The following is a 24,787-nucleotide window of genomic DNA, read 5'->3' as shown; positions in this document are numbered from 1 at the left end:
TCTCGCCTGTCCTCGAGTAACTATCACCATGATAGTCAGCTGCTCAGGATAGTAACCCCTGATCGCGGTAGGCGCGCCAACCGCCGTACTCGGTGATGTCGGTGCCCTTCTCGGCCGCGTCGTGGGCGCAGCAGAACCCGGTGACCCAACGTCCGTCCGACAACTCGACGGGACCGAGGCCCATCGGCGCGGGCAACCCGGCGAGGAAGGTGCCGAGCGCGGCGGCGGACATCCGGTACAGCTCTCCGGCTATGGGTGCGCCGTCCCCTTCCCGCCGCACCAGACCGGGCTTGGGCGGTGTGGTGTGCAGATCCACGAGTCGATAGTCCGCAGACGTGGTCACCTCGCCGCTGAACCGTGCGCCCCGATCGGTCAGTTGGCTGTGCACCGGAAAACCGTGCAGGTGCGCTCCTACGACCAACACCTCGATACCGTCGTCGATCAGCGAGGGTGACGGCACTTCGCTCAGCCGAGCAGCGAGGTCGATCGCGATCTGATCCTCGAACGCAGGGACGACGAACATCACTCCGAACGGATTGCCGTCCGACGTCGGGGCACCGGGGACCGCGACCGCCGCCATGTCGAGCAGGTTGCAGAAGTTGGTGAACGTGCCGAGGCGTCGGTTGATGCCGACCGGATCTGCCTGCACTGTAGCGATACTCGGATGTTCGGTGGTGGTGGGCAGCAGTAGACCGTCGACCTCGCGTAGCAGTTCGCGGGCAGCCGTCTTGGCCTGGGTGAGTGTGCCCAGATCGTCCACGTAGCGGTGCGCGGACGGGCCGGCTGCAGAGCGGACGATGGCAGCGACCGTGGGATCGGCACCGTCCGGCGCGGTATCGAGAAATTCTCCGACGGCCGAATAGCGTTGCGCCACAATGGCTCCGTCGTACAGCAGTGTGGCCGCATCGAGGAGATCCGAGATGTCGACTTCGAGGTGGGTGAAGCCCTTGTCGGCCAGGCCTGCGACCGTCTCCTCGAATGCCCGACGGTATTCCGGGCTCAGCGATACCAGATCCGCGGCACGTGGAACGGTGACCCGGGGCTCCGGCGACGCGGCCAGTCGAACGTCGGCGGGCCAGGTCCGGCTGCGCGGATCGGTGGTGGTCGGACCGGTCATCACTTTCATCGCCGCCGTGGCACTGTCGAGATCGTGGGCGAGCGCGGTGACGCAGTCGTAGTCGGCGCAGGCGGGAACGACGCCGGTGTTCGGCACAATCCCGAGTGTCGCCTTGATTCCGACGAGTCCGTGGAACGCGGCGGGGACTCGCCCGGATCCGGCTGTGTCGGTGCCGATTCCGATGTCCGCGATCCCCAGTGCCACCGCCACTGCCGAGCCGGAACTGGATCCGCCCGAGACCAGCGTGGGGTCCCAGGCACAGCGCACTGCTCCGTAGGGGCTTCGGGTGCCGACCAGTCCGGTGGCGAATTGGTCCAGGTTGGTCTTGCCGAGTATCAGTGCGCCCTGGCTCGTCAATCGTTCGATGGCGACGGCGGAGACTGCTGGTGTGTAGGCGAATTCGGGGCACGCCGCAGTAGTGGGCAGACCGGCGACGTCGATGTTGTCCTTGACGGCAACCAGCACGCCGGCGAGCGGCAGATCTGCACCTGCCTCCAGTGCGCGTTCGAGCGCCACCGCCTCGGCCAGTACGTCGTCCTCGTCGCGCAGGGTGATCCACACTTCGGGTCGGTCGACCTCCGCGATTCGCTTGTAGGCCTGCAGAACTCGTTCCCGTACCTCAGGCAGCATCGATCTTGCCTCTCTTGTCGAATTCTCCGGCGGCCGACCACGCGTCCCGCTCGGCCCCGAAGGCCACGGCCTGGGTCGCGCGGAACTCGGCGATGGATTCGGCGTTGGTCTCGAGGAAACTCTCGTGCTCGGCGAGCGAGAACTCACCGTCGGTGATCTCGACTCCACCGCCGCGACCTGCTGCCAGATCGGCGCGCAGGTCCATCAGCTCCTCGGGTTCGACCGAGTACCAGGAGATTCGGTCGAAGAACCGCAACAGCCACGGGGTTCCTTCCTCGAACGGCCCGCCGCTGTACGTGGCACTGTGGTTCCACACCTGCGTGGTTCGGCCGACGAACTGGTATCCGCCGGGACCCTCCATGCCGTAGATGCACAGGTATGCCCCGCCGATGCCGACGGCATTCTCCGGCGTCCACGTGCGTGCCGGGTTGTACTTCGTCGTCACCAGGCGGTGACGCGGATCCAGCGGAGTCGCCACCGGGGCACCGAGGTACACGTCACCGAGCCCGAGCACCATGTAGTCCGCCGCGAAAACGGTATCGAAAACGTCTGCGACGGAATCGAGTCCGTTCATCCGCCTGATGAATTCGATGTTCCAGGGACACCACGGGGCGTCGGCACGCACGCCGTGCATGTACCGCTGAATTGCTTCGCGGGTCGACGGGTCGTCCCACGAGAGCGGGAGCCGAACCTGACGGCTGGGGACCACGAGTTCCGAGGCGGCAGGCAGATCATCCTCGACCTCGGCGAGCAGACCCATCAGCGAATCGATCGACAGCACATCGGGATTCACCTTGACCTGCAGTGAGCGGATGCCGGGGGTCAGATCCAACAGGCCTCGGGGCGCGATGGCTTCGACACGCTGATGCAGCGCGTGCACCCGTGCTCGCAGGGTGAGGTCGAGTTTCATGTCGCCGTATTCGACCAGCACGTTGTCGTCACCAGATCGCCGGTAGGTGACGCAGGTATCGGCGTCACGCCGAGCGATGACGCCGTCGTCCCCGTCACCGCCGGCGGAGAAGACCGCGGGCAGTGATGCGCGCCGGGCGAGGCCGAGCGATCCCAGCGGCGCGGTGGCTGCAGCCCGGACCGGCACGAATCGGATGGTGTCACCGGGCCGAAGCTGGCCGAGCTTCCAGCGTTCGGCCGCGACAACGGTGACAGGACAGACGAATCCGCCGAGACTCGGGCCGTCGGGGCCGAGCAGGATCGGGGTGTCACCGGTGAAGTCCAATGCGCCGACGCTGTAGGCGTTGTCGTGGATGTTCGACGGGTGCAGTCCGGCTTCACCGCCGTCGGCGCGCGCCCACTGCGGCTTGGGGCCGATCAGCCGAACTCCGGTGCGATCGGAGTTGAAGTGCACCTCGTAGCGGGTGGCGTAGAGGGTGTCGATGTCGTCGCGGGTGAAGAACTCCGGTGCGCCGTGCGGGCCCTCGGTGACTGCGATGTCCCAGCTCGACGTCAGCACCGGCAGGTGTTCCATCGGGATCGGCCCGAGGACGGAGGAGTCATCGGAGCGGCCGGCCAGTCCGATGATGTCACCCTCGCCCAGGATGCCGCCGCGATGCCCGCCGAACTTGCCGAGCGTGAATGTGGCTGCGCTGCCGAGGTAGTCGTCGACGTCGAGGCCACCCTGGATCAGGACGTACACCCGCAGCCCGTGGCCGGTGGTGGTGCCGACATCGAGGGTGGCACCGGCGGGAACCAGGACCGGTTTCCACTGCGCGGCCGATCGGCCGTCGATGCGTACCGGAACCGCTGCACCGGTCACACAGACGTAGGTATCGGCGTCGAACGTCAATGCCGGCCCGGCCATGGTCGATTCGAGACCCGGTAGACCCTCGGGGTTACCGAGCGCGGTGTTGCCGAGCCGGAACGACAGATCGTCCATCGGTCCCGACGGCGGCACGCCCACCTTCCAGTAGCCGACGCGTCCTGGCCAGTCCTGCACCGTGGTGATCATGCCGGGCCGCTGGACGGTCATCTTGGTCGCGGTCATGATCGCGTCACGATCATCTGCACCGCGGTGGGGTCGAATCCGTTGCAGGGGTTGTTGATCTGCGGGCAGTTCGAGACCAACACCAGCGTGTCGATCTCGGCACGCAACGAGAGCGTCTTTCCGGGAGCCGACAGACCGTCGACGATGCCGAGGGTGCCGTCCGCGTCGACGGGGACGTTCATGAAGAAGTTGATGTTGGGGGCCAGGTCTCGCTTGCCGAGACCCCACTTGGAACCCTCGATGAGGAAGTTCTCGACGCACGCGTGCTGGTGCTGGGTGTGATGGCCGTAGCGCAGAGTGTTCGATTCCTTGGAGCACGCGCCGCCGACGGTGTCGTGGTTGCCGACCTCATCGTCGATGATCGTCATCAGAGGTGTCGAATCATCGCTGCGCAGGACGGTTCCGGTGGTGAGGAACAGGTTCCGTTGCGCGGTGACCGTCGCGGCGGCGGAGTACCGGAGCGAATGATCGTGTGCGCCGTACAGCAGGGTGTCGACGGCCTGGTTACCGTAGAGATCGACGATCGTCAGGACGTCACCGGCCTCGACGACTGCGGACCAGGGCCCGAACGCGGGGGCGATCTCGTCTCTGATGATCACTGCACTGGTGGTCACTGCGCTGCCTTCCATGCGTTCTCGGTGTTCTGCACTGCGCGTTGGTATTCCGGCTCGGTGTTGTCGAGTGTGAGCAGCTCTTCCGGTGCGCGCCAGGCCAGTACGTCGAGTGTCGTCGTGTCGTACTCGGGACTGGGGTTCAATGGGTGAGCGGTGTTGGCGAGCAACACGATCACCGGCAGGTGGATCAGCAGATCCACCGAGCGGCCCGGTCCGGCAGAGCCGGTGCTGACGAGGCTCCCGTCCGCGTCGACGGTGATGCCGTGGAAGAACGACAGCGACGGTCCAACGTCGCGCGGCTCGAGTCCGTGCTTGGCCGCGGCAAGGGTGAACAGCTCGCGTCCGGCCGGAGCGGACGAATGCGGTCCGCTCACTCCGTATTTGGCGATGTTCGTCGCCGTGGACGTGGTACCGCACAGCGCGTCGTGGTGACCGGAGGTGTCGGCGACGATGGTCGCCAGCACGCGGCCCTGATCCGAGAGCAGGGGGTGGCCCGCGCTCAGGTACGCCTGCCACGGAACCTTGACGGTGTCCGCGGTGTTGAGGCGCTCCCATGGTGCGTCGACGCGATAGAGCAGCAGGTTGGCGCAGGCGGCACCGTCGACGTCGACGAGGCGCAAGCGGGTTCCGCGAGCCAGAACCTTCGTGGTGTAGCTGCCGCCGGGCACCGATTCTGCCCATGTCAGTTCCGACACGCCCTCCGGTGCTGTGGGGGCCGGTGCGAGGGTCGCCTGGGACCGCGCGTGTTCCTTGGCCGAATGGGTGGTTGCTGTGCTCATGGTGGTTCAGGCTCCGATCGTGACGGGCTTCGGGTGGGCTTTGCCGCGGGGCAGGCAGGCGATGCCCACGACGATCACTGCGAGGACGGTCAGGGGTGCGGCCCAGCGCAGCAGTGGGAATTCGCCGGTGGGGTCGAAGATTTCGGCTCGTGGCCACGAGAGGTTGACCACCATGAGCCCGCCGTAGAGAACTGCGGCGATGTTGACCGGCAGGCCGAGGCGGCCGAGGGTGAAGAGCTTCTCGCCGGCGCTGTCCTTCTGCGCTCCGCCGTGCGGCCAGCCTTTGAGTCGCTGGATCAGCAGCGGGACGGTCACCATCATGTAGGCGAGGTAGATGAGCACGATGCAGACGCTCGACAGCGTCGTGAAGATCGCGGAGTTCCCGACGTTGACGGCGAGGATGGCCACGCAGGCCAGGCCGATCAGCACCGAGGGTGCGATGGGAGTTCCGGTGCGCGAGTTGACCTTGGCCAGTGCAGCGGATGCCGGCAGTCGTCCGTCGCGGGCCATGGAGAACATCAATCGGGAGGCTGCGGTCTGGATGGCGAGGGTACAGATGAACACGGCGATGGCGACGTCGACGAGCAGGACCTTGCCCCACGGCGAGGTGAGAATCGAATCGATGACGTACGGAAGTCCCTGCGTCGCAAGCTGACCGTCGGTGAGACTGGGTGCGGCCATCAGTGCGCCGACGATCATCAGGCCACCGCCGAGTGCCGATGCCGAGAGCGCGAGGCGAATGGTGCGCGGTGCGACGCGTCGGGGATTGCGGGTTTCCTCGGCGAGCTCGCCCGCCGACCCGAAGCCGACCATGACGTAGGCGGCCATCAGACCCGAGACGATCCAGGCCCCGATGTAGCCGGGATCTGCTCCGGCACTCCCGGTGTCGAAGACCACCTGCGGGCCGCGCTCGGCGTGGGTGAAGAACACCAGCACCAGAGCGATGACGCCGACGATCTCGCAGGTGACGCCGATGCTGTTGATGCGCGACATCCAGTTCACGCCGATGCAGTTGATGGTGGTCGTGAGTACCAGCAGAATCGATCCCAGCACAACGGCATTGGCTGCTCCGCTCGACGAGGTCAGCGCGGTGTCCTCACCGATGAACTGGAATCCGCCCCAGATGCTGGGCAGCACCACCTGCAACGCGATCGCGGCGGCGGAGGCGGTGACGATCTGCGCGATGATCATGAACCACCCGGCGAACCAGCCGACCAGTTCACCGCCCATGCGCCGGGACCAGTGGTAGATGGCCCCCGAGATGGGATAGCGCGCGGCGAGTTCGGCGAAGTTCAAGGCGACCATGAACTGGCCGAGGAACACCAACGGCCAGGTCAGGAAGAAGGCCGGGCCGCCGAAGCTGAAGCCGAGGCCGAAGAGCTGGAAGATGGTGGTCAGGATCGAGACGAACGAGAAGCCGGCGGCGAACGACGCGTACTTGCCGAGGCTACGGTGCAGCTGCTGGTCGTACCCGAGGGCAGCAAGATCCGAATGGTCCGTCGTACGAACCGGTTCCGATCCCGCGCCGGGGGCCGGCAATGTTGTCGAGCTCATGTTCACTCCTACGGGCGAGGTGGGTGGTGAGTGACCGCCCGCTGCATCGCCGAGGCGGGTTTCTGTCAGTTGATAGTTTTCGGCACCGCCGTTCCCGGGCGGTGTCCGTCGTGAAACAAGCTCGTTTCGTCTATTTCGATCAGATGACAGAAATCTCACCGTCACGTGGACCTGACAAGATGCAGTCATGACCGGCGCAGGCAGACCACGGCTGAGCACAAAGAAGCGGGCAGGTGACACCGCTCGCGAGGAAATACTCGACGCGGCAGCCGAGCTGTTCACCACTCGCGGATTCACCAATACCTCGACCCGCGTGATCGCCGACGCCGTCGGATTGCGTCAGGCCTCGCTGTATCACCACTTCGCCACCAAGGACGACATCCTCGACGCACTTCTCAGCGGCACCGTCGACGCGCCGTTGGCCGTTGCGCAGCGAATCCGTGATTCCGGGGCCGAGGCCTCGACCCAGATGTACGCGCTCGCCTACTTCGACGCCGGGCAGCTGGCCGCGTCCACCTGGAATCTGGGTGCGCTCTACTTGCTGCCCGAGCTGCGCAGCGAGCGCTTCGAGACCTTCCGCGACCATCGGTACACGCTGATGAGCCTGTATGCGGCCATCGCGTCGGACACTGTGGTTCAGCTGGGTTCCGAGCGTCGGCCGGGCACCGAGGACCTGCCGTTTCGCCTGGTGGAGACCGTGGTGAACGCGCGAGCTGATCGCGAGAACGGACGCCGCGACCCGACGGTGGATGCGGAGGGGATCGCCGAGGCCGCCCTCCGTGTCCTCGGTTGGACAGGGGATGTCACGTCGTTGCATCGGAGTGCGGAGGCCCTGCTCGAGGCGGTCGTCGGAATAGTCGAGGATTCTCGGTCCTTGCATTCGACATGACGTCCATAGCAATAGTCGGAGCAGGTGCAGGTCTCGGAGCAGCAGTGGCGCGTAAGTTCGGCGCGCAGGGCTTCTCGGTCGGCCTCATCTCCCGCAACCGGTCCCGTGTCGACGCGCTCGCTGATCAGCTGGTGGCCGACGGTGTATCCGCGAAGGGCTTCGTCGCCGACGTGCGCGATCCGGCCTCGATCGCCGCGGCCTTGGAGCAGGTCACCGAAACACTCGGTCCCATCGAGGTGCTGCAGTACAGCCCGCTTCCGCAGAAGGACTTCATGCGGCCCGTGCTCGAGACCACCCCGGCCGACATGGTCGGCCCGGTCGAGTTCTCCATCTACGGGCCCATCGCTGCCGTCCATCAGGTGCTACCTGGAATGAGATTCCTCGGCGAGAACAAGGGCACGATCCTGTTCGTCAACGGCGGCTCTGCGGTGAAGCCCGGACGTACCGTCACCGGTACGTCCATCGCGTTCGCAGGCCAGGCAGCATACGCACAGCTGCTCAACGAAGAGTTGGCCGCGGAGGGAATCCAGGTGTCGCAGTTGATCATCGGCGGTGCCATCGACGGTAGCGATCCGAAGAAGAGCCCCGAGGCTCTCGCCGAGCAGCTGTGGAGCCTGCACACCGAGCGCGACAGGTTCCGGGTTCAGGTCGCCACGGACTGACTAGGCTTGCCGGCATGACATCGTTGCCCGACTGGGCTCAGAGCCTGGACCTTGCACCCCACCCGGAGGGTGGATGGTTCAAGGAGACCTGGCGCAGCGAGGTCACGATTCCACTGGCAGCTCTGCCCGACGGCTACCCGGGGTCACGTGCGGCAGGGACGGCAATTCTGTTCCTGCTCATGCCCGGTCAGCAGTCGGCCTGGCACACCGTTCGCGGCACCGAGATGTGGCTCTATCACCGGGGCAGTCCGGTGCAACTAGACCTGGGCAGTGATGGAACCCAGCCGGGTGAGGTGACCACGCTGCTGGTTGCGCCCGAGTCTCCGCAGCAGATCGTGCCACCGTCGGTGTGGCAGCGGGCGCGGCCGGTGGGCGAGGAGCCGAGCTTGGTCAGTTGCATCGTCACCCCGGGATTCGATTTCGAGGACTTCCGGCTCGAGGACTCCCATGGGTAGGAAGCGTGAGTCCGCTGGAGGGCTGAAGCCCGGCCTGTTCGAAATCGACTCGGGCACCTGCGAACTGGTGCGCGATACCTTCTCCGACGACGGGTGGGTAGTCAACGTCAACGACGTCCCGAGCTCGCACATCGACATGAACGACCCCACGGTGCTCGAGTTCGAGTACATGCGGTGGATCTCGGGACTGGTTCGAGCGCAATGGGATTCGAGCTTCCCGCTGCGGGCTCTGCATCTCGGGGGCGGAGCGTGCACACTGGCGCGCTCGTTCACCGCGGAGTTTCCCGGTGCGCGTCAGGTGGTGGTGGAGCTCGACGGGAAGCTCTCGGAGCTGGTTCGTGAATGGTTCGACCTCCCTCGGGCACCGCTGCTGCGTATCCGCGTCGGCGAGGCACGTGCCGTCACCGAGACGCTGAGCGAGAACAGCCGAGACCTGATCGTGCGAGATGTGTTCTCCGGAGCCACAACTCCGACCCCGCTGCTCACCGCCGAGTTCACCGAGCATGTTCGACGCGTTCTCTCACCCGGCGGCATGTATGTCGTCAACTGCGGTGATCGACGCGATCTGTCGCTCGCGAAGCAGGAGGCGTCGACCATCGGAAGTATATTTCCGCACACGGCGATCGTCGCCGATCCGGCGATGCTCAAGGGCAGGCGCTACGGCAACATCATCATTGCCGGCAGTGACGTCCCGATCGGGGACTCCCCGGCTCTGGCGCGGGAGCTTCTCGGCGGAGCAGTCCCGGCGCATGTGTGGTTGACCGAGCAGGTGCGGTCTTTCGCCCGCGACGCGAGAGTGTTGAAAGATTAAGGCGCTGGGATGTTGCTCGCGAGATCTTTCGCCAGGCGTTCCGCGGCCGAGATCAGCAGGGGTACGAACTGCTCTGCCGACTCGAGCGTGACCCGAGCGGTGGGCCCAGCAATGGACATCGCCGTGAGCGTCGGAGCGCCGATCACCGGAACGGCGAAGCAGCGCACTCCCACTTCCTGCTCACCGTCGTCGACGGCGTACCCGCGTTCGCGGATCAGTGCGAGATCCTCGAGCAACGCATCGAGTGTGGTGATGGTGTTGACGGTGCGTGGGGCCATGCCGAGGCGGCCGACGATCGCGCGGACGGCGTCGTCGTCCAACTGCGACAGCAATGCCTTGCCAACGCCGGTGGAATGCGGTAACACGCGCTGACCGACCTCGTTGAACATCCGCATCGCGTGTTCCGATGGGACCTGCGCGACGTACACGGCCATGTCGTCCTCGAGAAATGCCATGTTCGAGGTCTCGTGGGTGATCCGCACCAGCTCGGCGAGATACGGCTTGGCCCATCCACCGATGAGCTTGGACGCGCTGTCACCCAATCGAATCAGTTTGGTGCCCAATGCATATCGGCGTGACGGCAAACGCCTGACGTAGCCGAGGGAGACAAGGGTGCCGATCAGTCGGTGCACCGTCGGCATCGGCAGGTCGGTGCCCTCGGCGAGTTCGCTGATGCCGATGGATCCGCCCGAGGAGGCCATGATGTCGAGCAACTCGAACGCTCGCTCCACGGACTGCACCCCGCCGCCTGCCGCCACAGTCCACCTCGCACCGTCGTAGTCGTACCCGTCCCGAAGAACTCTACTGGTGATGCCGCGTCGCCACCGGCGGTGCAGCGGTCACCACCGAGGGCGAGGGCTTCTGACCCTTCGTGATGACGTTGAACAGGATGTTCAGCACGACGGCCACGATGCTCGCGGCGCTGATGCCCGAGTCGAGCACCACGTGGACCCAGTCGGGGAAGGCCGCGTAGAAGCCCGGCACGGCGATGGGAATGACCCCGAACCCGATCGCCACGGCCACGATGACGAGGTTGAGATTGCCGTCGAACTCGACCTTGGACAGCGTCCGGATACCGCTGGCCGCCACCGAGCCGAACAACACGATGCCCGCGCCGCCGAGTACCGGCAGTGGAACCGATGCCACGACGAGCCCGAGGACGGGGAAGAGGCCGAGGAACAGCAGCACCGAGCCGCCGGCTGCGACGACGTAGCGACTCTTGATTCCGGTGACGGCCACGAGTCCGACGTTCTGGGCGAACGCACTGGCCGGGAAGGTGCCGAACACGGGAGCGATGGTGGTGGCGACCATGTCTGCTCGCAGTCCGTCGCCGACGCGTCGGGCATCGACGTCGGTGCCGACGATCTCGCCGACGGCCAGGATGTCCGCGGTGGTCTCGGTCATGATCACCAGGATGACGACGACCATCGACATGATGGCTGCCACCTGGAATGTCGGTGCTCCGAACGCGAACGGCTCCGGGAAGCTGAAGATTTCACCGTCACTCACGCCGGAGAAATCGGCCTTGCCGACCAGGACAGCGAACACTGTGCCGACGATGATGCCGATGAGGATCGACAGGCGCGAGAGCGTGCCCTGCACGAGCCGGCTGACGAGCAGAACCACCACGAGGCTGAACGCCGCGAGCCCGATGTTGGACATCGAGCCCCAGTCGGCGGCCTGCTGATCACCGCCCATCGCCCACCGAACCGCAACGGGCAGTAGCGAGATCCCGATGACGGTGATGATCGTGCCGGTCACCACCGGTGGGAAGAAGCGAACGATCTTGCTGAAGAACGGGGTGATGAGGATGCCGATGGCACCGGCGGCGATGATGGCTCCGAACACCGAGTTCAGTCCACCCGGGCCGCTTGCGATTGCCACCATCGTCGACACCGATGCAAACGAAATTCCCTGTACCAGAGGTAGCTTGGCACCGAAGTAGGGCACTCCGAGTGTCTGCAGCAACGTGGCCGCTCCGCTGACGAACAACGCGGCCGAGACCAGCAGCGCGATCTCGGTGCCGGTCAATCCCGCTGCGCCGCCGACGATCAGAGGTGGTGCGATGACGCCGCCGTACATCGTCAGGATGTGTTGCAATCCGTAGACGTACGACCTGCCGATCGACAAACGCTCGTCCTCGGGACGGGCGGGGTCGTGCGGCGCATGGGTCTTGGTCGACGCGCGTTTCGTCAGCTTCATGTCGGCTCGCTCCTAGCAGAATCCGGGCACGGTATCCCAGGCGCGGCCTGCGTCCGGGGCATCGTCGCGTTCCACCGTGGCCTCGATCAGACCGTAGGGGCGATCCGCGACATAGAAGACCTCACCGGGGTTGTCGAGTCCGAACGGCTCCAGATCGACGAGGAAGTGGTGGATGTTGGGCATCGAGAACTTGATCTCGCCGATCTCGGGATGCGCCTCGAGTACCTGCTTGCCCATCTGGAACAGGCTCTGCTGCAACGCAAGAGAGTGAGTCGATGCGAAGGCGTCGAGCATGATCGAACGGACGTCGTCGAAGGTCTTGTCGAAATCGAGATCGGTGGTGAGGTACCGCCAGCGGGCGCTGACCGACGTCGCGAGGATTCGGTCGGTGGTTTCCTTCAGCGTGGTGTAGCGGTCCTTCGGGTAACCCCAGAACTCCGACGCCGTCGAGTTGAGGACCACGAGGTCGCTGATTCCGGAGACGATGGAGATGTTGTCGCCGTCGACCGTGACGATGGTGTTCCGCTTCTCGTCGCCGGCCTTGACGAAGGAATGGTCGTAGCCGTCTTGACCGTTCGCGATACGCGACCACTGGTATTGCTCGATTTCCCAGCGACCGCCGGTGATCCAGTGGAAGTTGCCGGTGAAGTGCGCGCCGAGACGGAGTGCGAAGTCCTCGATGGCACCGATGCCGTCGCGGGCGAAGGCGTAGACGGTGTTCTTCTGGGTATCGGTGGCAACGACGTGGGCGTTGTCGCCCTCGGTGTGCACTGCCTCGAGGTCGCCGCGCAGTTGCGAGGTGACGCTGACGTCGGTGATGCGGTGGCGGGGCGTCTCGCGGTCGATGCGGACGAGTCTGCATTCGGCCTTGCCGTACTGGTTTGCTCCGAGCACGATGGTCATGGGTTCTAGCTCCCTCGATAGGTGGTGAAAGCGAACGGGCTCAACAGAAGTGGGATGTGGTAGTGCTGGTCGGGTGCGGTGATCTCGAAAGTGACGACCACCTCGGGGTGAAAGCATTCGGTGTGCTGGGCCGCGAAATACGCGCCGGTTGCGAAGGTGAGCCGGTAGGTGCCCGGCGTCAGTTCGCTCGGTCCGAGTGAGGAGACTCTGCCCTGTTCGTCGGTGACGGCGTGGGCTGTCTGTGTACCTGTAGCATCGGCCAGGGAGATCGATATCCCTTGCGCGGGAACGCCGTTCGCAGCATCGAGCACGTGAGCGGTCACGTGGCTTCTCGGGTCAGGCATCGCCGAGGCTTCCCGTTGCGCGAATCTCGGCGATCTCCCGCAGTTCGTGTTCGACGACGGCTGCCTCGGTCTCGGGGTCGTTGTCGAGCCTGGACTGCAAAGCGTCGAGAACTGCGTCGGCATCCCGGCCGGCGGCCCTGATCAGGAACACCTGCCCGAAATGGTTCTCGTAGGCCAGATTTCCTGCTCTCAGCCGCTGTTCGACGGTTGCGTCGGAGATGTCGACGCCGGATTGCTCGTTGCTCGCGTGCCGAGCGCTTGCGTCGTCGCCGTCTGGTCTCTCGCCGATGCGCGGATGTACGGCAAGTGCGCGGTGTACTTCGTCGGCCGTCAAGGGTGCGGCAGCGTGATGAACGGCGTGACGCAGGGCCTGCATGTCGGTGAACGGGCGGGCGCTGATAACTCCCTCGACCCAGCGAGGCACGTCGAGGCAGAGCGAGAGCGTGCGTACCGCATCGGTCTCGGAGGCCGTGTTCAGATCGGCAACGGCTCCGTGTGCCTCTGATTCCGTATTACGAAATGTTGATTCCACCAAACGAGCGTGACACCGATCACACCGACTGTCAAGGGTTGATCCATGGCAGTCCATGTCGAGCCTTTCGGTGTTGCTGCACTGCGGAATTCGGCGGTTCGCAAGGGCCGCCTGGGCGTACGGGTCTTGACAGAGCTGCGTGGCGCACGCCACACTCGAAACACATTACGGAATCAATATTCCGTATGACGGACTTTAGCTACGAACACTCGCCCCCTAGGAGGCACCACTTCATGACGGAACTCTTCTGCAACGGCGGTGCCATGCGCGGCGGCAGCCTGCACCACAACGTCTCCTCGCACCCGTTCGTGGGCACGGTGCGCACCACACCCAACTACCGGTTCTTCTCCGTACGGGACGAATTCCCGGCGCTGTTGCTCGATCACACCGCCGGTGCGGCCATCGAAGGCGAGCTGTACGACATTCCGCTCGACGACATCCGAACAGCGTTCCTCCCGGACGAACCACCGGAACTCGAACTCACCGTGGTGGCGCTCGAGGACGGTCGCTCGGTCCTCGGCGTCGGCTTGCGGCCCGGGGTGCTCGACGCGCAACCGGATGAGCTGACCGACATCACCTATGCAGGCAGCTGGCGTCGATACCGCGGACTGCCGCAACCTCAGAACTGAAAGGCACTGCGCATGAATATCTTTGCTGATTCTCGACTCCAGTACACCGTCAACTGTTCGATCCTCTTCACCGATATCCCCCTCCTCGATCGCCCGCAGCGTGCCCGCGACGCCGGCTTCGACGCCGTCGAATTCTGGTGGCCGTTCTCGAACCCGGTCCCGTCCGATGCCGACGTCGATGCATTCGTGTCGTCCGTCCGCGATGCGGGCGTACAGCTGACCGGCCTGAACTTCGCCGCAGGAGACATGCCGGCCGGTGATCGCGGAATTCTCTCCGATCCGGCGCAGGTACAGGCGTTCCGCGACAACATCGACGTCACCGTCGGAATCGGCGAGCAACTGGGCACTAAAGGATTCAATGCCCTGTACGGCAACCGCATCGACGGTGTGGATCCCCTGGATCAGGACGAGGTCGCCATCGAGAACCTGGCCGCCGCAGGCAGAGCCGCCGCGAAGATCGGCGGCGTCGTCCTGGTGGAGCCGGTCAGCGGCGCACCCGCCTATCCGCTGAAGTCCGCCGCCGGTGCCGTCGCGACCATCAGGCGCGTCGCCCGCGAGCAGGACGTACACAACCTGCGTCTGCTCGCAGATCTGTACCACCTCGCCGTCAACGGAGACGACGTTCCCGCAGCACTCGAGGCCCACCACGACCTGATCGGGCACGTGCAGATCGCCGATTCCCCGGGTCGCGGAGAACCCGGCACCGGCTCGCTCGACCTCGGCGGACAACTCGCCGGCCTCGCAGCACGGGGTTACGACGGCTACGTCGGACTCGAATACAAGGCCACCCAGCCGGATCCGTTCGCGTGGCTCGAACTGGCCACCACTACCAAGTAGGGATTTCTCATGAGCACCATTGCATTCATCGGCCTCGGAATCATGGGCAGTCCCATGTCCGTTCACCTCGCGAAGGCCGGCCACCAGGTGGTCGGCTACAACCTGACCCCCGATCGCACGGGTCCTCTGGTCGAGGCCGGCGGCACCGCTGCCGATTCGATCGCCAAGGCCGTCCACGACGCCGACATCGTCGCGATCATGGTCCCCGACTCCCCCGATGTGCAGGACGTTCTCGCCGGTGAAGGCGGGGTGTTCGACAATGCGCGACGCGACGCGCTGATCATCGACTTCTCCAGCATCCGCCCCGACGTCACCGCCACACTGGCCGCCGACGCGACTGCGCGCGGCTTCCGGATCCTCGATGCCCCGGTCTCCGGTGGCCAGGCCGGAGCCGAGAACGCGACGCTGTCGATCATGGTCGGTGGCAGCGCGGACGACTTCGCCACGGCGAAGCCAATTCTCGACGTTGTCGGCAAGACCGTCGTGCACGTGGGTCCGAGCGGATCCGGGCAGACGGTCAAGGCGGCCAACCAGTTGATCGTGGCCGGCAACATTCAGGTGCTCGCGGAGGCGATTGCGTTCCTGGAGGCCTACGGCGTCGATCTGCCTGCATCGGTGGAGGTTCTCGGCGGGGGCCTGGCTGGTTCGGCCGTGCTGAACCAGAAGGCCCAGAAGATGCTCGACCGGTCGTTCGAGCCCGGGTTCCGCATCGACCTGCACCACAAGGATCTCGGCATCGTCACCTCGGCTGCGCGTGAAGCGGGCGTCGTGATTCCCATGGGTGCAGTGCTGGCGCAGCTGATGGCCTCCGCCCGCGCCAACGGTGATGGTGGACTCGATCATTCGGCGCTGTACCGCGGTGTCGCTCGCCTCTCGGGCTCCCCGATCACAAACAAGGACAACTGACATGGCCAAGATGCGCGCGGCAGATGCCGCAGTGAAGATTCTCGAACTCGAAGGTGCAACAACCGCATTTGGCCTACCCGGTGCAGCGATCAACCCGTTCTACGCGTCGATGCGCAATCACGGCGGCATCCGCCACGTGCTGGCCCGCCACGTCGAAGGTGCCTCACACATGGCTGAGGGCTTCACCCGGGCCGCACCGGGCAACATCGGTATCTGCATCGGCACCTCCGGCCCGGCCGGTACCGACATGATCACCGGGTTGTATTCGGCCATGGCCGACTCGATTCCGATCCTTGCCATCACCGGGCAGGCCCCGGTCGCGCGGTTGCACAAGGAAGACTTCCAGGCCGTCGACATCGCGTCGATCGCGGCACCCGTCACCAAGATGGCGATGACGGTGCTCGAACCGGCCCAGGTTCCCGGTGCCTTCGCGCAGGCGTTCCACCTGATGCGGTCCGGACGCCCCGGTCCGGTGCTGATCGATCTGCCCATCGACGTGCAGCTGGCCGAGATCGACTTCGATCCCGACACGTACCAGTCGCTGCCCGTGCACAAGCCCGTCGCCTCGCGTGCTCAGGCCGAGAAGGCCATCGACATGCTCCTGGCTGCCGAGCGCCCGTTGATCGTGGCCGGCGGCGGAATTATCAACGCCGATGCTTCTGACTTGCTCGTGCAGCTCGCCGAGATCCTCGACGTGCCCGTCATCCCGACTCTGATGGGCTGGGGCACCATCCCGGACGATCACCGACTCGCGGCAGGCATGGTCGGTCTGCAGACCGCACACCGATACGGCAACGCCACGCTGTTGGCCTCGGACTTCGTGCTCGGTATCGGAAACCGTTGGGCCAACCGGCATACCGGTGGACTCGACACGTACCGCAAGGGACGGAAGTTCGTCCACGTCGACATCGAGCCGACTCAGATCGGACGCGTCTTCGCGCCGGACTACGGCATCATCTCCGACGCCAAGGCGGCCCTCGAGCAGTTCGTCGCCGTCGCCGAAGAGCGTCGCGCGGCAGGCTCGCTGCGTGATTTCTCGGGCTGGGTCGAGGACTGTGCGGCGCGGAAGCGCACGATGCATCGGCGTACCCACTTCGACAACGTGCCGATCAAGCCCCAGCGCGTCTACGAGGAGATGAACAAGGTCTTCGATCGCGATACCCGCTACATCAGCACCATCGGGCTCTCGCAGATCGCGGGCGGTCAGTTCCTGCACGTCTACTCCCCTCGCAACTGGATCAACTGCGGGCAGGCCGGCCCGCTCGGCTGGACCATTCCCGCGGCGCTGGGTGCGGTAGCTGCCGATCCGACGGCGAATGTCGTTGCACTGTCCGGAGATTACGACTTCCAGTTCATGATCGAGGAGCTGGCCGTCGGTGCGCAGTTCAATCTGCCGTATGTGCATGTGGTGGTGAACAACTCGTACCTCGGGCTGATCCGGCAGGCGCAGCGTGCGTTCGACATGGACTTCTGCGTGCAATTGGGATTCGACAACATCAACCACCAGGACACGTTGGACACTCAGCCCGGTATACCCAAGGGCTACGGCGTCGACCATGTGCAGGTCGCAGAAGGCCTCGGCTGCAAAGCACTCCGGGTCACCGAGCCCGATCTCATCGGTGAGGCGCTCGCGCGGGCCAGGACTCTGGCCAACGAGCACAAGGTTCCCGTCGTCGTGGAAATCATCCTCGAACGGGTCACCAACATCTCGATGGGCACCGAGATCGACAACGTCGGTGAGTTCGAGGAACTGGCCAACACGTCGGCGGACGCACCTACCGCTCTGCTCCTGCTGGACTAGAGATGACGCGAATTCTGCTGGTTCCCGACAAGTTCAAGGGCTCGCTGTCCGCGGCCGGGGTCGCTCGGGCGTTGGCCGAAGGTCTGGTCGCGGGCGATCCGTCCCTCGAGACGGTGTGCCTACCCGTCGCCGATGGGGGTGACGGCACCGTCGACGCAGCCGTCGCCGCCGGATGGGACCGGATCGCAGTCACGTGCTCGGGCCCGACCGGTGAGCCGGTCGAGACGTCGTATGCCCGTCGTGGTGATACCGCCGTCGTCGAACTGGCATCTGCAGTCGGACTCGAGCTCCTGCCGGACGGACGGCCGGATGCGCTGGGAGCCAGCACGTTCGGGCTGGGGACTGTCATCGCGCATGCTCTCGGCGCCGGCTCTGTTTCAGGTGCGCGGCGTATCGTCGTCGGGCTCGGGGGCAGCGCATCCACCGACGGAGGGGCCGGAATGCTCACTGCACTCGGTGCGCGGATCCTCGATGCCGACGGCAATGACGTCGCGCTCGGCGGTGGTCCACTGCGCGGTGCAGTTCACCTCGATCTGAGCGGCTTGTTGCCTTCGGCTCGGAATGCAGTGTTCGAGTTGGCGTGCGATGTCGACAACCCGTTGCTCGGCCGGACCGGAGCGGCGGCGGTATACGGCCCGCAGAAGGGTGCCGGACCGCAGGAGTTGCTGTACCTCGAACACGGAATGCGGCAGTGGGCACATCTGGTGCGCAACGCAATCGGCCGGGATGTCAGTGGGCTCGCCGGCACCGGCGCAGCAGGTGGTACTGCGTTCGGTGCCATGGCTGTACTCGGTGCGGTTGCCAAGCCAGGGATTGAGACGGTGCTCGAGCTGATCGACTTCGGCAGCGCTCTGGCGTCGGCCGATCTGGTCGTCACCGGCGAGGGCTCGCTGGACGAGCAGAGCCTCTACGGCAAGGCACCCATCGGAGTCGCGCACGCGGCGCGCGAAGCGGGTGTTCCGGTGATCACCGTCGCCGGGCGCAGCGTCATCGACCTGGACCGGCTGCGCAGCCACGGGATCGTGGCCTCCTACGCATTGTCCGATCTCGAGCGGAACCCTCGAATCTCCATGCGCGACGCGGCCACGCTGCTCCACGAGGTAGGGAAAACGATAGCCACCACACACATTTCGGAAGGAATATCATGAGTACCACTCATTTCACCTCGCTGACCGATCTCGCGTCGCGCGCACTCGGCGGCAGCGTCTCGGCGGCGAACGACGAACTGTTCGCGCAGCGCGAGAACCTGATCAAGCCCGACGCCCCGCTGTTCGATCCGGCGGACTTCGGCCACAAGGGAAAGGTGTACGACGGGTGGGAAACTCGGCGTCGCCGTGACGAGGGCAGCCACGACTGGGCGATCGTACGGCTCGGTGCGCCGGGAATCGTCCACGGTGTAGTCGTAGACACCGCACACTTCACCGGAAACTACCCGCCGTTCGTCTCCGTCGAAGCCGCGTCGATCGAGGGTTACCCGTCCATCGACGATGTCCTGAAGACGGAGTGGCACACCATCGTCGACAAGTCTGCGGCAGTGGGGGACACAGCCAATACCTACGAGGTAGCCGATCGGCACCGGTGGACGCATGTGCGTCTGTCGATCTATCCCGACGGCGGTGTGGCCCGGTTCCGTGTGCACGGTGAGGTTGTGCAGGATCCGCGCTTCCTCGGCGGCACCATCGATCTGCTCGCCGCCGAGAACGGTGCCAGGCTCACCGACTGCTCCGATGCCTTCTACTCTTCCCCCGCCAACATCATCCTGCCCGGGCGGGCACGCAACATGGGTGAGGGCTGGGAGAACTCCCGCCGGCGTGGCGGCGGCAACGACTTCGCAGTGTTCGAGCTTGCGGCAGCTGGCGCTCCACGTTTCGTCGAGGTCGACACCAGCTACTACGTCGGCAACGCCCCGGGCTGGGTTCGGCTCAGCGCCATCGATTCTCGTCGCCGACACACCTCCGACCCGACGGCGTGGACCGAGATCCTTGCGCGCACCGCGGTCCAACCGGACACGCGTCACCGCTTCCTGCTCAACGCGACCGAGGCCTACACACACCTGCGGCTCGACGTGTATCCCGACGGCGGCTTGTCCCGATTGCGACTGTTCGGCGAACTGGACGCCGATGCCCTCGACGCGGCAGATGTCGCATGGAAATCCGCCGAGCTCCAGAGTGCCTCCAGTGCAGTCTGATCTGGTCATTCGGGCTGCCCGCGCGGTGATCGATGGGCGTGAGGTGGCGGCGACTGTGTCTGTCTCGAACGGCCGGATCGTCGCAATCGACTCCCTGGATGCCGGCGTATCTGCGACGACGGTGGTCGAGCTCGGACCGGACGAGGTGTTGCTGCCCGGGCTGGTCGACACCCATGTGCACGTCAACGATCCGGGTCGAACCGAATGGGAAGGCTTCGCCAGCGCAACTCGAGCTGCGGCCGCGGGAGGGATCACGACCATCGTCGACATGCCGCTCAACAGCATTCCGCCGACGGTCGACGTCGAGGCGTTGGAGATCAAGCGCCGGGTGGCGGTCGAGAAGTCGGTCGTCAACGTCGGATTCTGGGGTGGGGCAGTTCCCGGAAACGTCGAGCAGCTGCGACCGATGCACGACGCAGGAGTCTTCGGTTTCAAGTGCTTCCTGTTGGCGTCGGGCGTGGACGAGTTTCCGCCGCTGACGCTGCCGGAACTGGAGAAGGCGCTGATCGAGATCGCGTCGTTCGACGGGCTGATGATCGTGCATGCCGAGAACGCCGAGGTGATAGCCGAGGCTCCGGCGGCAGTGGGCCGTGAGTACTCGGGATTCCTCGAATCGCGTCCTCGGGCGGCCGAGAACCGGGCCATCGAGCAGGTGATCGAGCTATCCCGTCAGACAGGGTGTCGGGTCCACATTCTGCACTTGTCGAGCGCGGATGCCCTGCCGATGATTGCGGCGGCGAAGCGGGACGGCGTGCGGGTGACCGTCGAAACTTGTCCGCACTACCTGTGTTTCGACGCCGAAAGCGTGCCGGCGGGCGCGACTCAGTTCAAGTGCTGCCCGCCGATCCGCGAGGCCGGTAATCGCGAGGCGTTGTGGCAGGGTCTGCACGACGGCACGATCGACACCATCGTCACCGACCACTCCCCCTGCACGCCCGACCTCAAGCGATTCGACACCGGTGACTTCGGCGATGCCTGGGGTGGGATTGCGTCGTTGCAGGTCTCGCTTGCTGCGGTGTGGACCGAGGCGCGTGCCCGTGGGTTCGCGCTGACCGACATCGTGCGGTGGATGGCCACGAACACCGCCGATCAGGTGGGCATGACTGATCGCGGACGCATCGAGGTCGGTTGCGCTGCAGACCTTGTGGTGTTCGCGCCCGACGAGACGTTCACCGTCGACGTGGATCGGCTGTACCACCGCAACCCGGTGAGTGCCTACGATCGGCTGGGATTGTCGGGTGTGGTGCGACGGTCGTGGATCGCGGGTTCGGAATCTTCGACCGGGCGTTTGTTGGCGCGCGCCTAGAACGGCGGTGCTGCCGTGTCGTCTGTTTCCGGCTCGTAGTTGTCGGGTGGGTCGGGGTAGGCAATGCTGCCGGATCGTCTGGGTTTGGTGGGGATACAGGGCCGGAGGTCGTTGCCGAGGATAGGTACGGCTGTTCCTTTGGCGGGCAGGGTGATTCGGGTGGTCTTCGATGTCGACGGTGATCATCGTCAACGGCACCTGACGATCCGGCAATACGGTCTCGGTCTCGGTCTTCGGGCAGCCTGGGCGTTGGCACAGGCATGTCAGCCTGGGTTCTCCGTGCATTCGCGCCATGAAGGCATCACACAGTCGTTCCTGCTTACCGCGCGGATCTTTCGGGCAGACCGTGTCGGCCATTTCCTCCAGGAGCTGCCATGCGGCTGCGGCTTCGGGGGCGGTCAATTCTGCTCGGATGCGGGCCAATTCGCCGGCGGGACTATAGGTGACGGTGCGGAATCGTTTGGCGAATTCGCGTAGTGCTGCTGCTTCCTCGGGTGCGACGCGCAGCAGGATGTCCCAGATCTCTTTCTCCAGTGGACCCGGTGACGACCGTCGGGCCGCTTCGACAATCTCGTCCTCGACGGACTTGACGATGTCGTCGGAGAAGTTGTCGAGGATCCGGCACACCGTGCGTACGCGGGCAAGGTCGATGTCGCCGGCTTCGAATGCTTTTTTCAGCAGAGGAAGCCGGGTGTGCAGTGCGACGCCGACGGACACGTACGCTTCGGCGACGGTGGCGGAGCAGCTCAACGCGAGTGCCATTTCGGTGCGTCCGTACCGGCTGTACTGCCGGTGCTTCGCATCCTGGGCGATGCAGGTGAGGTGGAAGTCGTAGCAGGCAGAGATCTTTCGGGCCGCATGCCGATTCTCTTCCCGCGCGGCGGCCGTCAACGCCTCCAGCGACACGGTCGGTACTGCACCCATTTTTCACCCCCCGGTGAGCAACAATTCAGAACATGCGTTCGAACTGGGGAAAGCGTATCTCGACCTACCGACAAGAAACGGATTTGCCCAACTCGAGCCTGTGAGCAGGCACTCTGTTCGGTCCGGGTGGAGTGCGTGGAGTGTGATGTGGGCCTAAGCGTATTTCGCAGTCTCGGCGTCGTGGTGGATCGGGCCGGCGGTGTGCGTCAATGGCAGCGCACTACCCCCGCGTCTGGCCGCGACGAATTCCGCCGCGATGGCCAGCGCAGTTTCCTCGGGCGTTCGGGCTCCCAGGTCCAAGCCGATCGGCGACTTCAAGCGTGAGAGCTCCTGCTCGGTCAATCCGACGTCACGCAATCGGGCCGCGCGATCCTCATGGGTCCGACGCGATCCCATTGCCCCTACGAACGCCACCGGCAGGCGCAGGGCCACCTCGAGCAGCGGCACATCGAATTTGGCGTCGTGAGTGAGTACGCAGATCACCGTGCGGGCATCGACAGTCGTACGTGCCAAGTAGCTGTGCGGCCATTCGGTGACCACCTCGTCGGCATCGGGAAATCGTGCAGCAGTCGCGAATACGGGTCGAGCATCACAAACCGTGACGTGGTATCCGAGAAACTTACCGACACGCGCCAGCGCTGCGGCGTAATCGATGGCTCCGAAGATCAGCAGCCGCGGGGCGGTGGCGTAGGACTGCACGAACACGTCGAGATCCGGCCGGCACCGCACCGAGCGTATGCCGGTACCCCCGGAGTCCAGCATCGCCAACGCCTCGCCGACAACGACTGCATCAACGTCCGGAAAACCGGTAGTGCCCATGGTTGCCGAGGACGAGACCGCAAGCGACTGCCCGGCCCCGGCGAGCATCGTCACCGTCGCCACTGCAGTGTCCGACGCAACGGCTGCCAACACTGCTCGCGGAGGCCCGAGGCGCACGAACACCTCGATCTCACCTCCACAAGTCAGCCCGACCGCAAAAGCGTCGACGTCGCTGTAGCCGAACGACTCTCGCTTGGACTCGCCGGTTTCGAGAACCTCGCGACACAGCTCGTACACCGCGCCTTCGACGCAGCCACCGGAGACACTGCCGACTGCCTCGCCGTCGGCGCTGACCGCCATCGCGGCACCCGGAAGCCGAGGGGCACTTCCGGATACCGCGATGACCGTCGCCACCGCGTAAGGAACACCTGCGTGGTCCCAGGCGGTCAGACGATCGACGATCTCTTTCACGTTACGAGATTCCCAACGCTTCTTCGATGGGGTGCAGGGCGAAATAGATCAGGAAGATCCCCGACATCAGGTACAGCAGCCAATGCGTCTCGCGTGCTTTGCCTTTGGCGAGCCGGACGACGGTGTATGCAATGACGCCAGCGGCGACTCCGACGGTGATCGAATACGTGAAGGGCATCAGCACGATCGTCAGGAAGGCAGGAATCGCGATATCGGTGTTCTGCCAATCGATCTTGCGTACGTGCGTCATCATCAGTGCACCGACCAGAACCAGAGCGGGAGCGGCTGCACCCACCGGTACGACCCCCGCCAGTGGCGTGAAGAAGATCAAACTCGTCAGCATGCCACCGGTCACGATACTGGCGAGACCGGTTCTGGCACCCTCGGTCACGCCGGCCGCGGATTCCACCACAGCTGTGTTCGCCGAACCGTTGATCGCACCGCCGACGATGGCTCCGATGCCGTCGACGGTCAGAATGCGGCTCAACCCTGGCATCTTGCCCTGTTTGTCGACCAGGCCTGCCTCTTCCCCCACTCCGAGGATAGTGCCCATGGCGTCGAAGAATCCGGAGAGTACGAGCGTGAACAAGACGACCGAGGCCGTCACGACACCTGCTCGGGCGAACCCGCCGAACAAGTCGACGTTGAACAACAGATCGAATTGTGGTGTGGCGACGATGGAATCGGGCACCTTGGGCACCACCGGCCCCCACGCCTTCGGATCGATGTCGAAGACGGCATTGAGTACGATCGCCAGATTGGTGGCGACGAAGATCCCGATCAGCATCGCACCGGGCACTCGGCGGACGAACAACATGATCATCAGGATCAGACCGACGCAGAACACGAACACGGGCCACCCGGCCAACTTGCCGAACGTGCCGAGAGTAACTGCAGTGGAGGCGGTTTCGTGATGACCGACGAAACCGGCGTCGACCAATCCGATAAGGGCGATGAACGCACCGATGCCGACCCCGATCGCCTGCTTGAGCACCAGGGGAATTGCGTCCATGATGAGCTGCCGGACCCCGGTGAGTGCGAAGACGACGATGACCACGCCTTCGAGCACGACGAGACCCATCGCCTGCGGCCACGTCATGTACGGCGCAGCCTGGAACACCACGATGGGTGTCACACCGAGTCCGGCCGCCATCGCGAGGGGCGCGTTACCGACAACTCCCATCAGGATCGTCGTCAGGCCGGCGGACAGAGCGACCATGGTCGACAGTTGTGCCGCATCGAGCGTCGCACCCGTGACGTCACGGGCATCGCCGATGATCAACGGAATGAGAACGATCAGGTACGCCATGGCCACGAATGTGGTCACCCCACCGCGGATCTCGCGCGAGATGGTGGAGCCACGACCCGTGATGTCGAAGAACTTGTCGATCTGGGATCGACCTCGTCCGCTCCGACGGGTGCTGGGTATGTGTACATCGGTCATGATCGGCCCTCCCAGGGCGTGATCAACCTTG

Annotated in this window: 23 protein-coding genes and 1 pseudogene; 11 read left to right on the top strand and 13 right to left on the bottom strand. The window is 65.0% G+C overall.

All coding sequences use genetic code 11. The features are described 5' to 3' along the window. Positions 1 to 43: 43 nt before the first annotated feature. The 5 genes from atzF to JLZ96_RS12575 are packed head-to-tail and all read right to left on the bottom strand — an operon-like array spanning position 44 to position 6,693. The gene (gene atzF / locus JLZ96_RS12595; protein ID WP_201010273.1) at positions 44 to 1,747 is read right to left on the bottom strand and encodes an allophanate hydrolase; all 1,704 of its coding nucleotides are present in this window, start codon (positions 1,745 to 1,747) and stop codon (positions 44 to 46) included. Beyond that, positions 1,737 to 3,746: a 5-oxoprolinase/urea amidolyase family protein gene (locus JLZ96_RS12590; RefSeq protein ID WP_094621858.1), complete on the bottom strand. Its 2,010-nt coding sequence runs from the start codon at positions 3,744 to 3,746 to the stop codon at positions 1,737 to 1,739. The genes atzF and JLZ96_RS12590 overlap by 11 nt, the downstream gene beginning before the upstream one ends. Beyond that, positions 3,743 to 4,375 (bottom strand): urea amidolyase associated protein UAAP2, encoded by a 633-nt coding sequence (locus JLZ96_RS12585; protein WP_201010272.1) that lies wholly within the window; start codon positions 4,373 to 4,375, stop codon positions 3,743 to 3,745. The genes JLZ96_RS12590 and JLZ96_RS12585 overlap by 4 nt, the downstream gene beginning before the upstream one ends. After that, complete coding sequence (locus tag JLZ96_RS12580) at positions 4,357 to 5,139, bottom strand: urea amidolyase associated protein UAAP1 (RefSeq protein ID WP_201010271.1); 783 nt, start codon at positions 5,137 to 5,139, stop codon at positions 4,357 to 4,359. Before JLZ96_RS12580 ends, JLZ96_RS12585 begins: the two co-directional genes overlap by 19 nt. Before the next feature lie 6 nt (positions 5,140 to 5,145). Continuing rightward, a complete protein-coding gene (locus JLZ96_RS12575) occupies positions 5,146 to 6,693 on the bottom strand; it encodes an amino acid permease (protein WP_201010270.1) in 1,548 nt (515 codons plus the stop codon). Positions 6,694 to 6,880: 187 nt separating this feature from the next. Here JLZ96_RS12575 and JLZ96_RS12570 point away from each other — a divergent pair, with 187 nt between their 5' ends. From JLZ96_RS12570 to JLZ96_RS12555, 4 genes are read left to right on the top strand one after another with little or no spacing between them, the layout of a single operon-like run. Further along, positions 6,881 to 7,582, top strand: coding sequence for a TetR/AcrR family transcriptional regulator (locus JLZ96_RS12570; RefSeq protein WP_057474532.1), 702 nt, complete (start codon positions 6,881 to 6,883; stop codon positions 7,580 to 7,582). Then, entirely contained in the window at positions 7,579 to 8,244 is a 666-nt protein-coding gene (locus JLZ96_RS12565; RefSeq protein ID WP_057474531.1) for an SDR family NAD(P)-dependent oxidoreductase, read from the top strand. Before JLZ96_RS12570 ends, JLZ96_RS12565 begins: the two co-directional genes overlap by 4 nt. A gap of 14 nt (positions 8,245 to 8,258) precedes the next feature. Beyond that, positions 8,259 to 8,699 (top strand): cupin domain-containing protein, encoded by a 441-nt coding sequence (locus tag JLZ96_RS12560; RefSeq protein ID WP_057474530.1) that lies wholly within the window; start codon positions 8,259 to 8,261, stop codon positions 8,697 to 8,699. Next, entirely contained in the window at positions 8,692 to 9,510 is an 819-nt protein-coding gene (locus JLZ96_RS12555; RefSeq protein WP_057474529.1) for a spermidine synthase, read from the top strand. The genes JLZ96_RS12560 and JLZ96_RS12555 overlap by 8 nt, the downstream gene beginning before the upstream one ends. Here JLZ96_RS12555 and JLZ96_RS12550 read toward each other — a convergent pair. From JLZ96_RS12550 to uraD, 5 genes are read right to left on the bottom strand one after another with little or no spacing between them, the layout of a single operon-like run. Then, positions 9,507 to 10,268, bottom strand: coding sequence for an IclR family transcriptional regulator (locus tag JLZ96_RS12550; protein WP_032385163.1), 762 nt, complete (start codon positions 10,266 to 10,268; stop codon positions 9,507 to 9,509). The genes JLZ96_RS12555 and JLZ96_RS12550 overlap by 4 nt on opposite strands. Positions 10,269 to 10,311: 43 nt before the next feature. Continuing rightward, a complete protein-coding gene (locus JLZ96_RS12545; protein ID WP_201010269.1) occupies positions 10,312 to 11,712 on the bottom strand; it encodes a nucleobase:cation symporter-2 family protein in 1,401 nt (466 codons plus the stop codon). Positions 11,713 to 11,724: 12 nt separating this feature from the next. Then, positions 11,725 to 12,615: a factor-independent urate hydroxylase gene (gene pucL / locus JLZ96_RS12540; protein ID WP_094695886.1), complete on the bottom strand. Its 891-nt coding sequence runs from the start codon at positions 12,613 to 12,615 to the stop codon at positions 11,725 to 11,727. A 5-nt stretch (positions 12,616 to 12,620) separates the two neighbouring features. Further along, positions 12,621 to 12,959, bottom strand: a complete 339-nt coding sequence (gene uraH / locus JLZ96_RS12535) for a hydroxyisourate hydrolase (RefSeq protein WP_094662295.1) — start codon at positions 12,957 to 12,959, stop codon at positions 12,621 to 12,623. Further along, positions 12,952 to 13,491 carry a 2-oxo-4-hydroxy-4-carboxy-5-ureidoimidazoline decarboxylase gene (gene uraD / locus JLZ96_RS12530; protein WP_236253933.1) on the bottom strand — a complete coding sequence of 180 codons (540 nt, stop codon included), beginning with the start codon at positions 13,489 to 13,491 and terminating at the stop codon, positions 12,952 to 12,954. Before uraD ends, uraH begins: the two co-directional genes overlap by 8 nt. A 233-nt stretch (positions 13,492 to 13,724) precedes the next feature. Here uraD and JLZ96_RS12525 point away from each other — a divergent pair, with 233 nt between their 5' ends. Genes JLZ96_RS12525 through allB form a run of 7 tightly spaced genes read left to right on the top strand, consistent with a single transcriptional unit; the run spans position 13,725 to position 21,158 of the window. Beyond that, on the top strand, positions 13,725 to 14,120 hold the full coding sequence (locus JLZ96_RS12525; protein WP_032385160.1) for a gamma-glutamylcyclotransferase: 396 nt from the start codon (positions 13,725 to 13,727) through the stop codon (positions 14,118 to 14,120). Positions 14,121 to 14,132: 12 nt separating this feature from the next. Then, on the top strand, positions 14,133 to 14,957 hold the full coding sequence (locus JLZ96_RS12520; protein ID WP_167325657.1) for a hydroxypyruvate isomerase family protein: 825 nt from the start codon (positions 14,133 to 14,135) through the stop codon (positions 14,955 to 14,957). Between the two features lie 9 nt (positions 14,958 to 14,966). After that, positions 14,967 to 15,863, top strand: a complete 897-nt coding sequence (locus tag JLZ96_RS12515; protein ID WP_167328112.1) for a 2-hydroxy-3-oxopropionate reductase — start codon at positions 14,967 to 14,969, stop codon at positions 15,861 to 15,863. Between the two features lies 1 nt (position 15,864). Beyond that, complete coding sequence (gene gcl, locus JLZ96_RS12510) at positions 15,865 to 17,664, top strand: glyoxylate carboligase (protein ID WP_201010267.1); 1,800 nt, start codon at positions 15,865 to 15,867, stop codon at positions 17,662 to 17,664. Between the two features lie 2 nt (positions 17,665 to 17,666). Continuing rightward, positions 17,667 to 18,812, top strand: a complete 1,146-nt coding sequence (locus JLZ96_RS12505) for a glycerate kinase (protein ID WP_201010266.1) — start codon at positions 17,667 to 17,669, stop codon at positions 18,810 to 18,812. Beyond that, positions 18,809 to 19,852, top strand: coding sequence for an allantoicase (gene alc / locus JLZ96_RS12500; RefSeq protein WP_032392552.1), 1,044 nt, complete (start codon positions 18,809 to 18,811; stop codon positions 19,850 to 19,852). The genes JLZ96_RS12505 and alc overlap by 4 nt, the downstream gene beginning before the upstream one ends. Continuing rightward, positions 19,803 to 21,158, top strand: a complete 1,356-nt coding sequence (gene allB / locus JLZ96_RS12495) for an allantoinase AllB (protein WP_201010265.1) — start codon at positions 19,803 to 19,805, stop codon at positions 21,156 to 21,158. The genes alc and allB overlap by 50 nt, the downstream gene beginning before the upstream one ends. Before the next feature lie 225 nt (positions 21,159 to 21,383). On the opposite strand, the pseudogene JLZ96_RS25235 reads toward allB, so the two are convergent. From JLZ96_RS25235 to JLZ96_RS12480, 3 genes and pseudogenes are all read right to left on the bottom strand, one after another. Continuing rightward, positions 21,384 to 22,082: pseudogene (locus JLZ96_RS25235) on the bottom strand (DUF222 domain-containing protein); the annotation flags it as partial. A 153-nt stretch (positions 22,083 to 22,235) separates the two neighbouring features. Further along, positions 22,236 to 23,312 carry an XdhC family protein gene (locus JLZ96_RS12485; RefSeq protein WP_201010264.1) on the bottom strand — a complete coding sequence of 359 codons (1,077 nt, stop codon included), beginning with the start codon at positions 23,310 to 23,312 and terminating at the stop codon, positions 22,236 to 22,238. Position 23,313: 1 nt separating this feature from the next. Then, positions 23,314 to 24,756: an NCS2 family permease gene (locus tag JLZ96_RS12480; RefSeq protein ID WP_057474518.1), complete on the bottom strand. Its 1,443-nt coding sequence runs from the start codon at positions 24,754 to 24,756 to the stop codon at positions 23,314 to 23,316. Between the last annotated feature and the right edge of the window lie 31 nt (positions 24,757 to 24,787).

The sequence above is a fragment of the Rhodococcus sp. NKCM2511 genome (genome assembly GCF_014905595.1).
GTDB lineage: Bacteria > Actinomycetota > Actinomycetes > Mycobacteriales > Mycobacteriaceae > Rhodococcoides > Rhodococcoides fascians.
The sequence above is the reverse complement of the archived record's forward strand: the minus strand, read 5'-3'. Positions and strand labels throughout refer to the sequence as shown.

What these genes read in the sequence shown, in the direction of transcription:
- JLZ96_RS12525 (WP_032385160.1), top strand. Translation starts at nt 13,725, where the DNA reads ATGACGGAACTCTTCTGCAACGGCGGTGCCATGCGCGGCGGCAGCCTG.
- JLZ96_RS12580 (WP_201010271.1), bottom strand. Translation starts at nt 5,139, where the DNA reads ATGAGCACAGCAACCACCCATTCGGCCAAGGAACACGCGCGGTCCCAG.
- JLZ96_RS12585 (WP_201010272.1), bottom strand. Translation starts at nt 4,375, where the DNA reads ATGGAAGGCAGCGCAGTGACCACCAGTGCAGTGATCATCAGAGACGAG.
- JLZ96_RS12520 (WP_167325657.1), top strand. Translation starts at nt 14,133, where the DNA reads ATGAATATCTTTGCTGATTCTCGACTCCAGTACACCGTCAACTGTTCG.
- JLZ96_RS12545 (WP_201010269.1), bottom strand. Translation starts at nt 11,712, where the DNA reads ATGAAGCTGACGAAACGCGCGTCGACCAAGACCCATGCGCCGCACGAC.
- gcl (WP_201010267.1), top strand. Translation starts at nt 15,865, where the DNA reads ATGGCCAAGATGCGCGCGGCAGATGCCGCAGTGAAGATTCTCGAACTC.
- JLZ96_RS12565 (WP_057474531.1), top strand. Translation starts at nt 7,579, where the DNA reads ATGACGTCCATAGCAATAGTCGGAGCAGGTGCAGGTCTCGGAGCAGCA.
- JLZ96_RS12590 (WP_094621858.1), bottom strand. Translation starts at nt 3,746, where the DNA reads ATGACCGCGACCAAGATGACCGTCCAGCGGCCCGGCATGATCACCACG.
- pucL (WP_094695886.1), bottom strand. Translation starts at nt 12,615, where the DNA reads ATGACCATCGTGCTCGGAGCAAACCAGTACGGCAAGGCCGAATGCAGA.
- JLZ96_RS12570 (WP_057474532.1), top strand. Translation starts at nt 6,881, where the DNA reads ATGACCGGCGCAGGCAGACCACGGCTGAGCACAAAGAAGCGGGCAGGT.
- uraH (WP_094662295.1), bottom strand. Translation starts at nt 12,959, where the DNA reads ATGCCTGACCCGAGAAGCCACGTGACCGCTCACGTGCTCGATGCTGCG.
- JLZ96_RS12515 (WP_167328112.1), top strand. Translation starts at nt 14,967, where the DNA reads ATGAGCACCATTGCATTCATCGGCCTCGGAATCATGGGCAGTCCCATG.
- JLZ96_RS12560 (WP_057474530.1), top strand. Translation starts at nt 8,259, where the DNA reads ATGACATCGTTGCCCGACTGGGCTCAGAGCCTGGACCTTGCACCCCAC.
- allB (WP_201010265.1), top strand. Translation starts at nt 19,803, where the DNA reads ATGTCGCATGGAAATCCGCCGAGCTCCAGAGTGCCTCCAGTGCAGTCT.
- alc (WP_032392552.1), top strand. Translation starts at nt 18,809, where the DNA reads ATGAGTACCACTCATTTCACCTCGCTGACCGATCTCGCGTCGCGCGCA.
- JLZ96_RS12555 (WP_057474529.1), top strand. Translation starts at nt 8,692, where the DNA reads ATGGGTAGGAAGCGTGAGTCCGCTGGAGGGCTGAAGCCCGGCCTGTTC.
- JLZ96_RS12505 (WP_201010266.1), top strand. Translation starts at nt 17,667, where the DNA reads ATGACGCGAATTCTGCTGGTTCCCGACAAGTTCAAGGGCTCGCTGTCC.
- JLZ96_RS12575 (WP_201010270.1), bottom strand. Translation starts at nt 6,693, where the DNA reads ATGAGCTCGACAACATTGCCGGCCCCCGGCGCGGGATCGGAACCGGTT.
- atzF (WP_201010273.1), bottom strand. Translation starts at nt 1,747, where the DNA reads ATGCTGCCTGAGGTACGGGAACGAGTTCTGCAGGCCTACAAGCGAATC.
- JLZ96_RS12480 (WP_057474518.1), bottom strand. Translation starts at nt 24,756, where the DNA reads ATGACCGATGTACACATACCCAGCACCCGTCGGAGCGGACGAGGTCGA.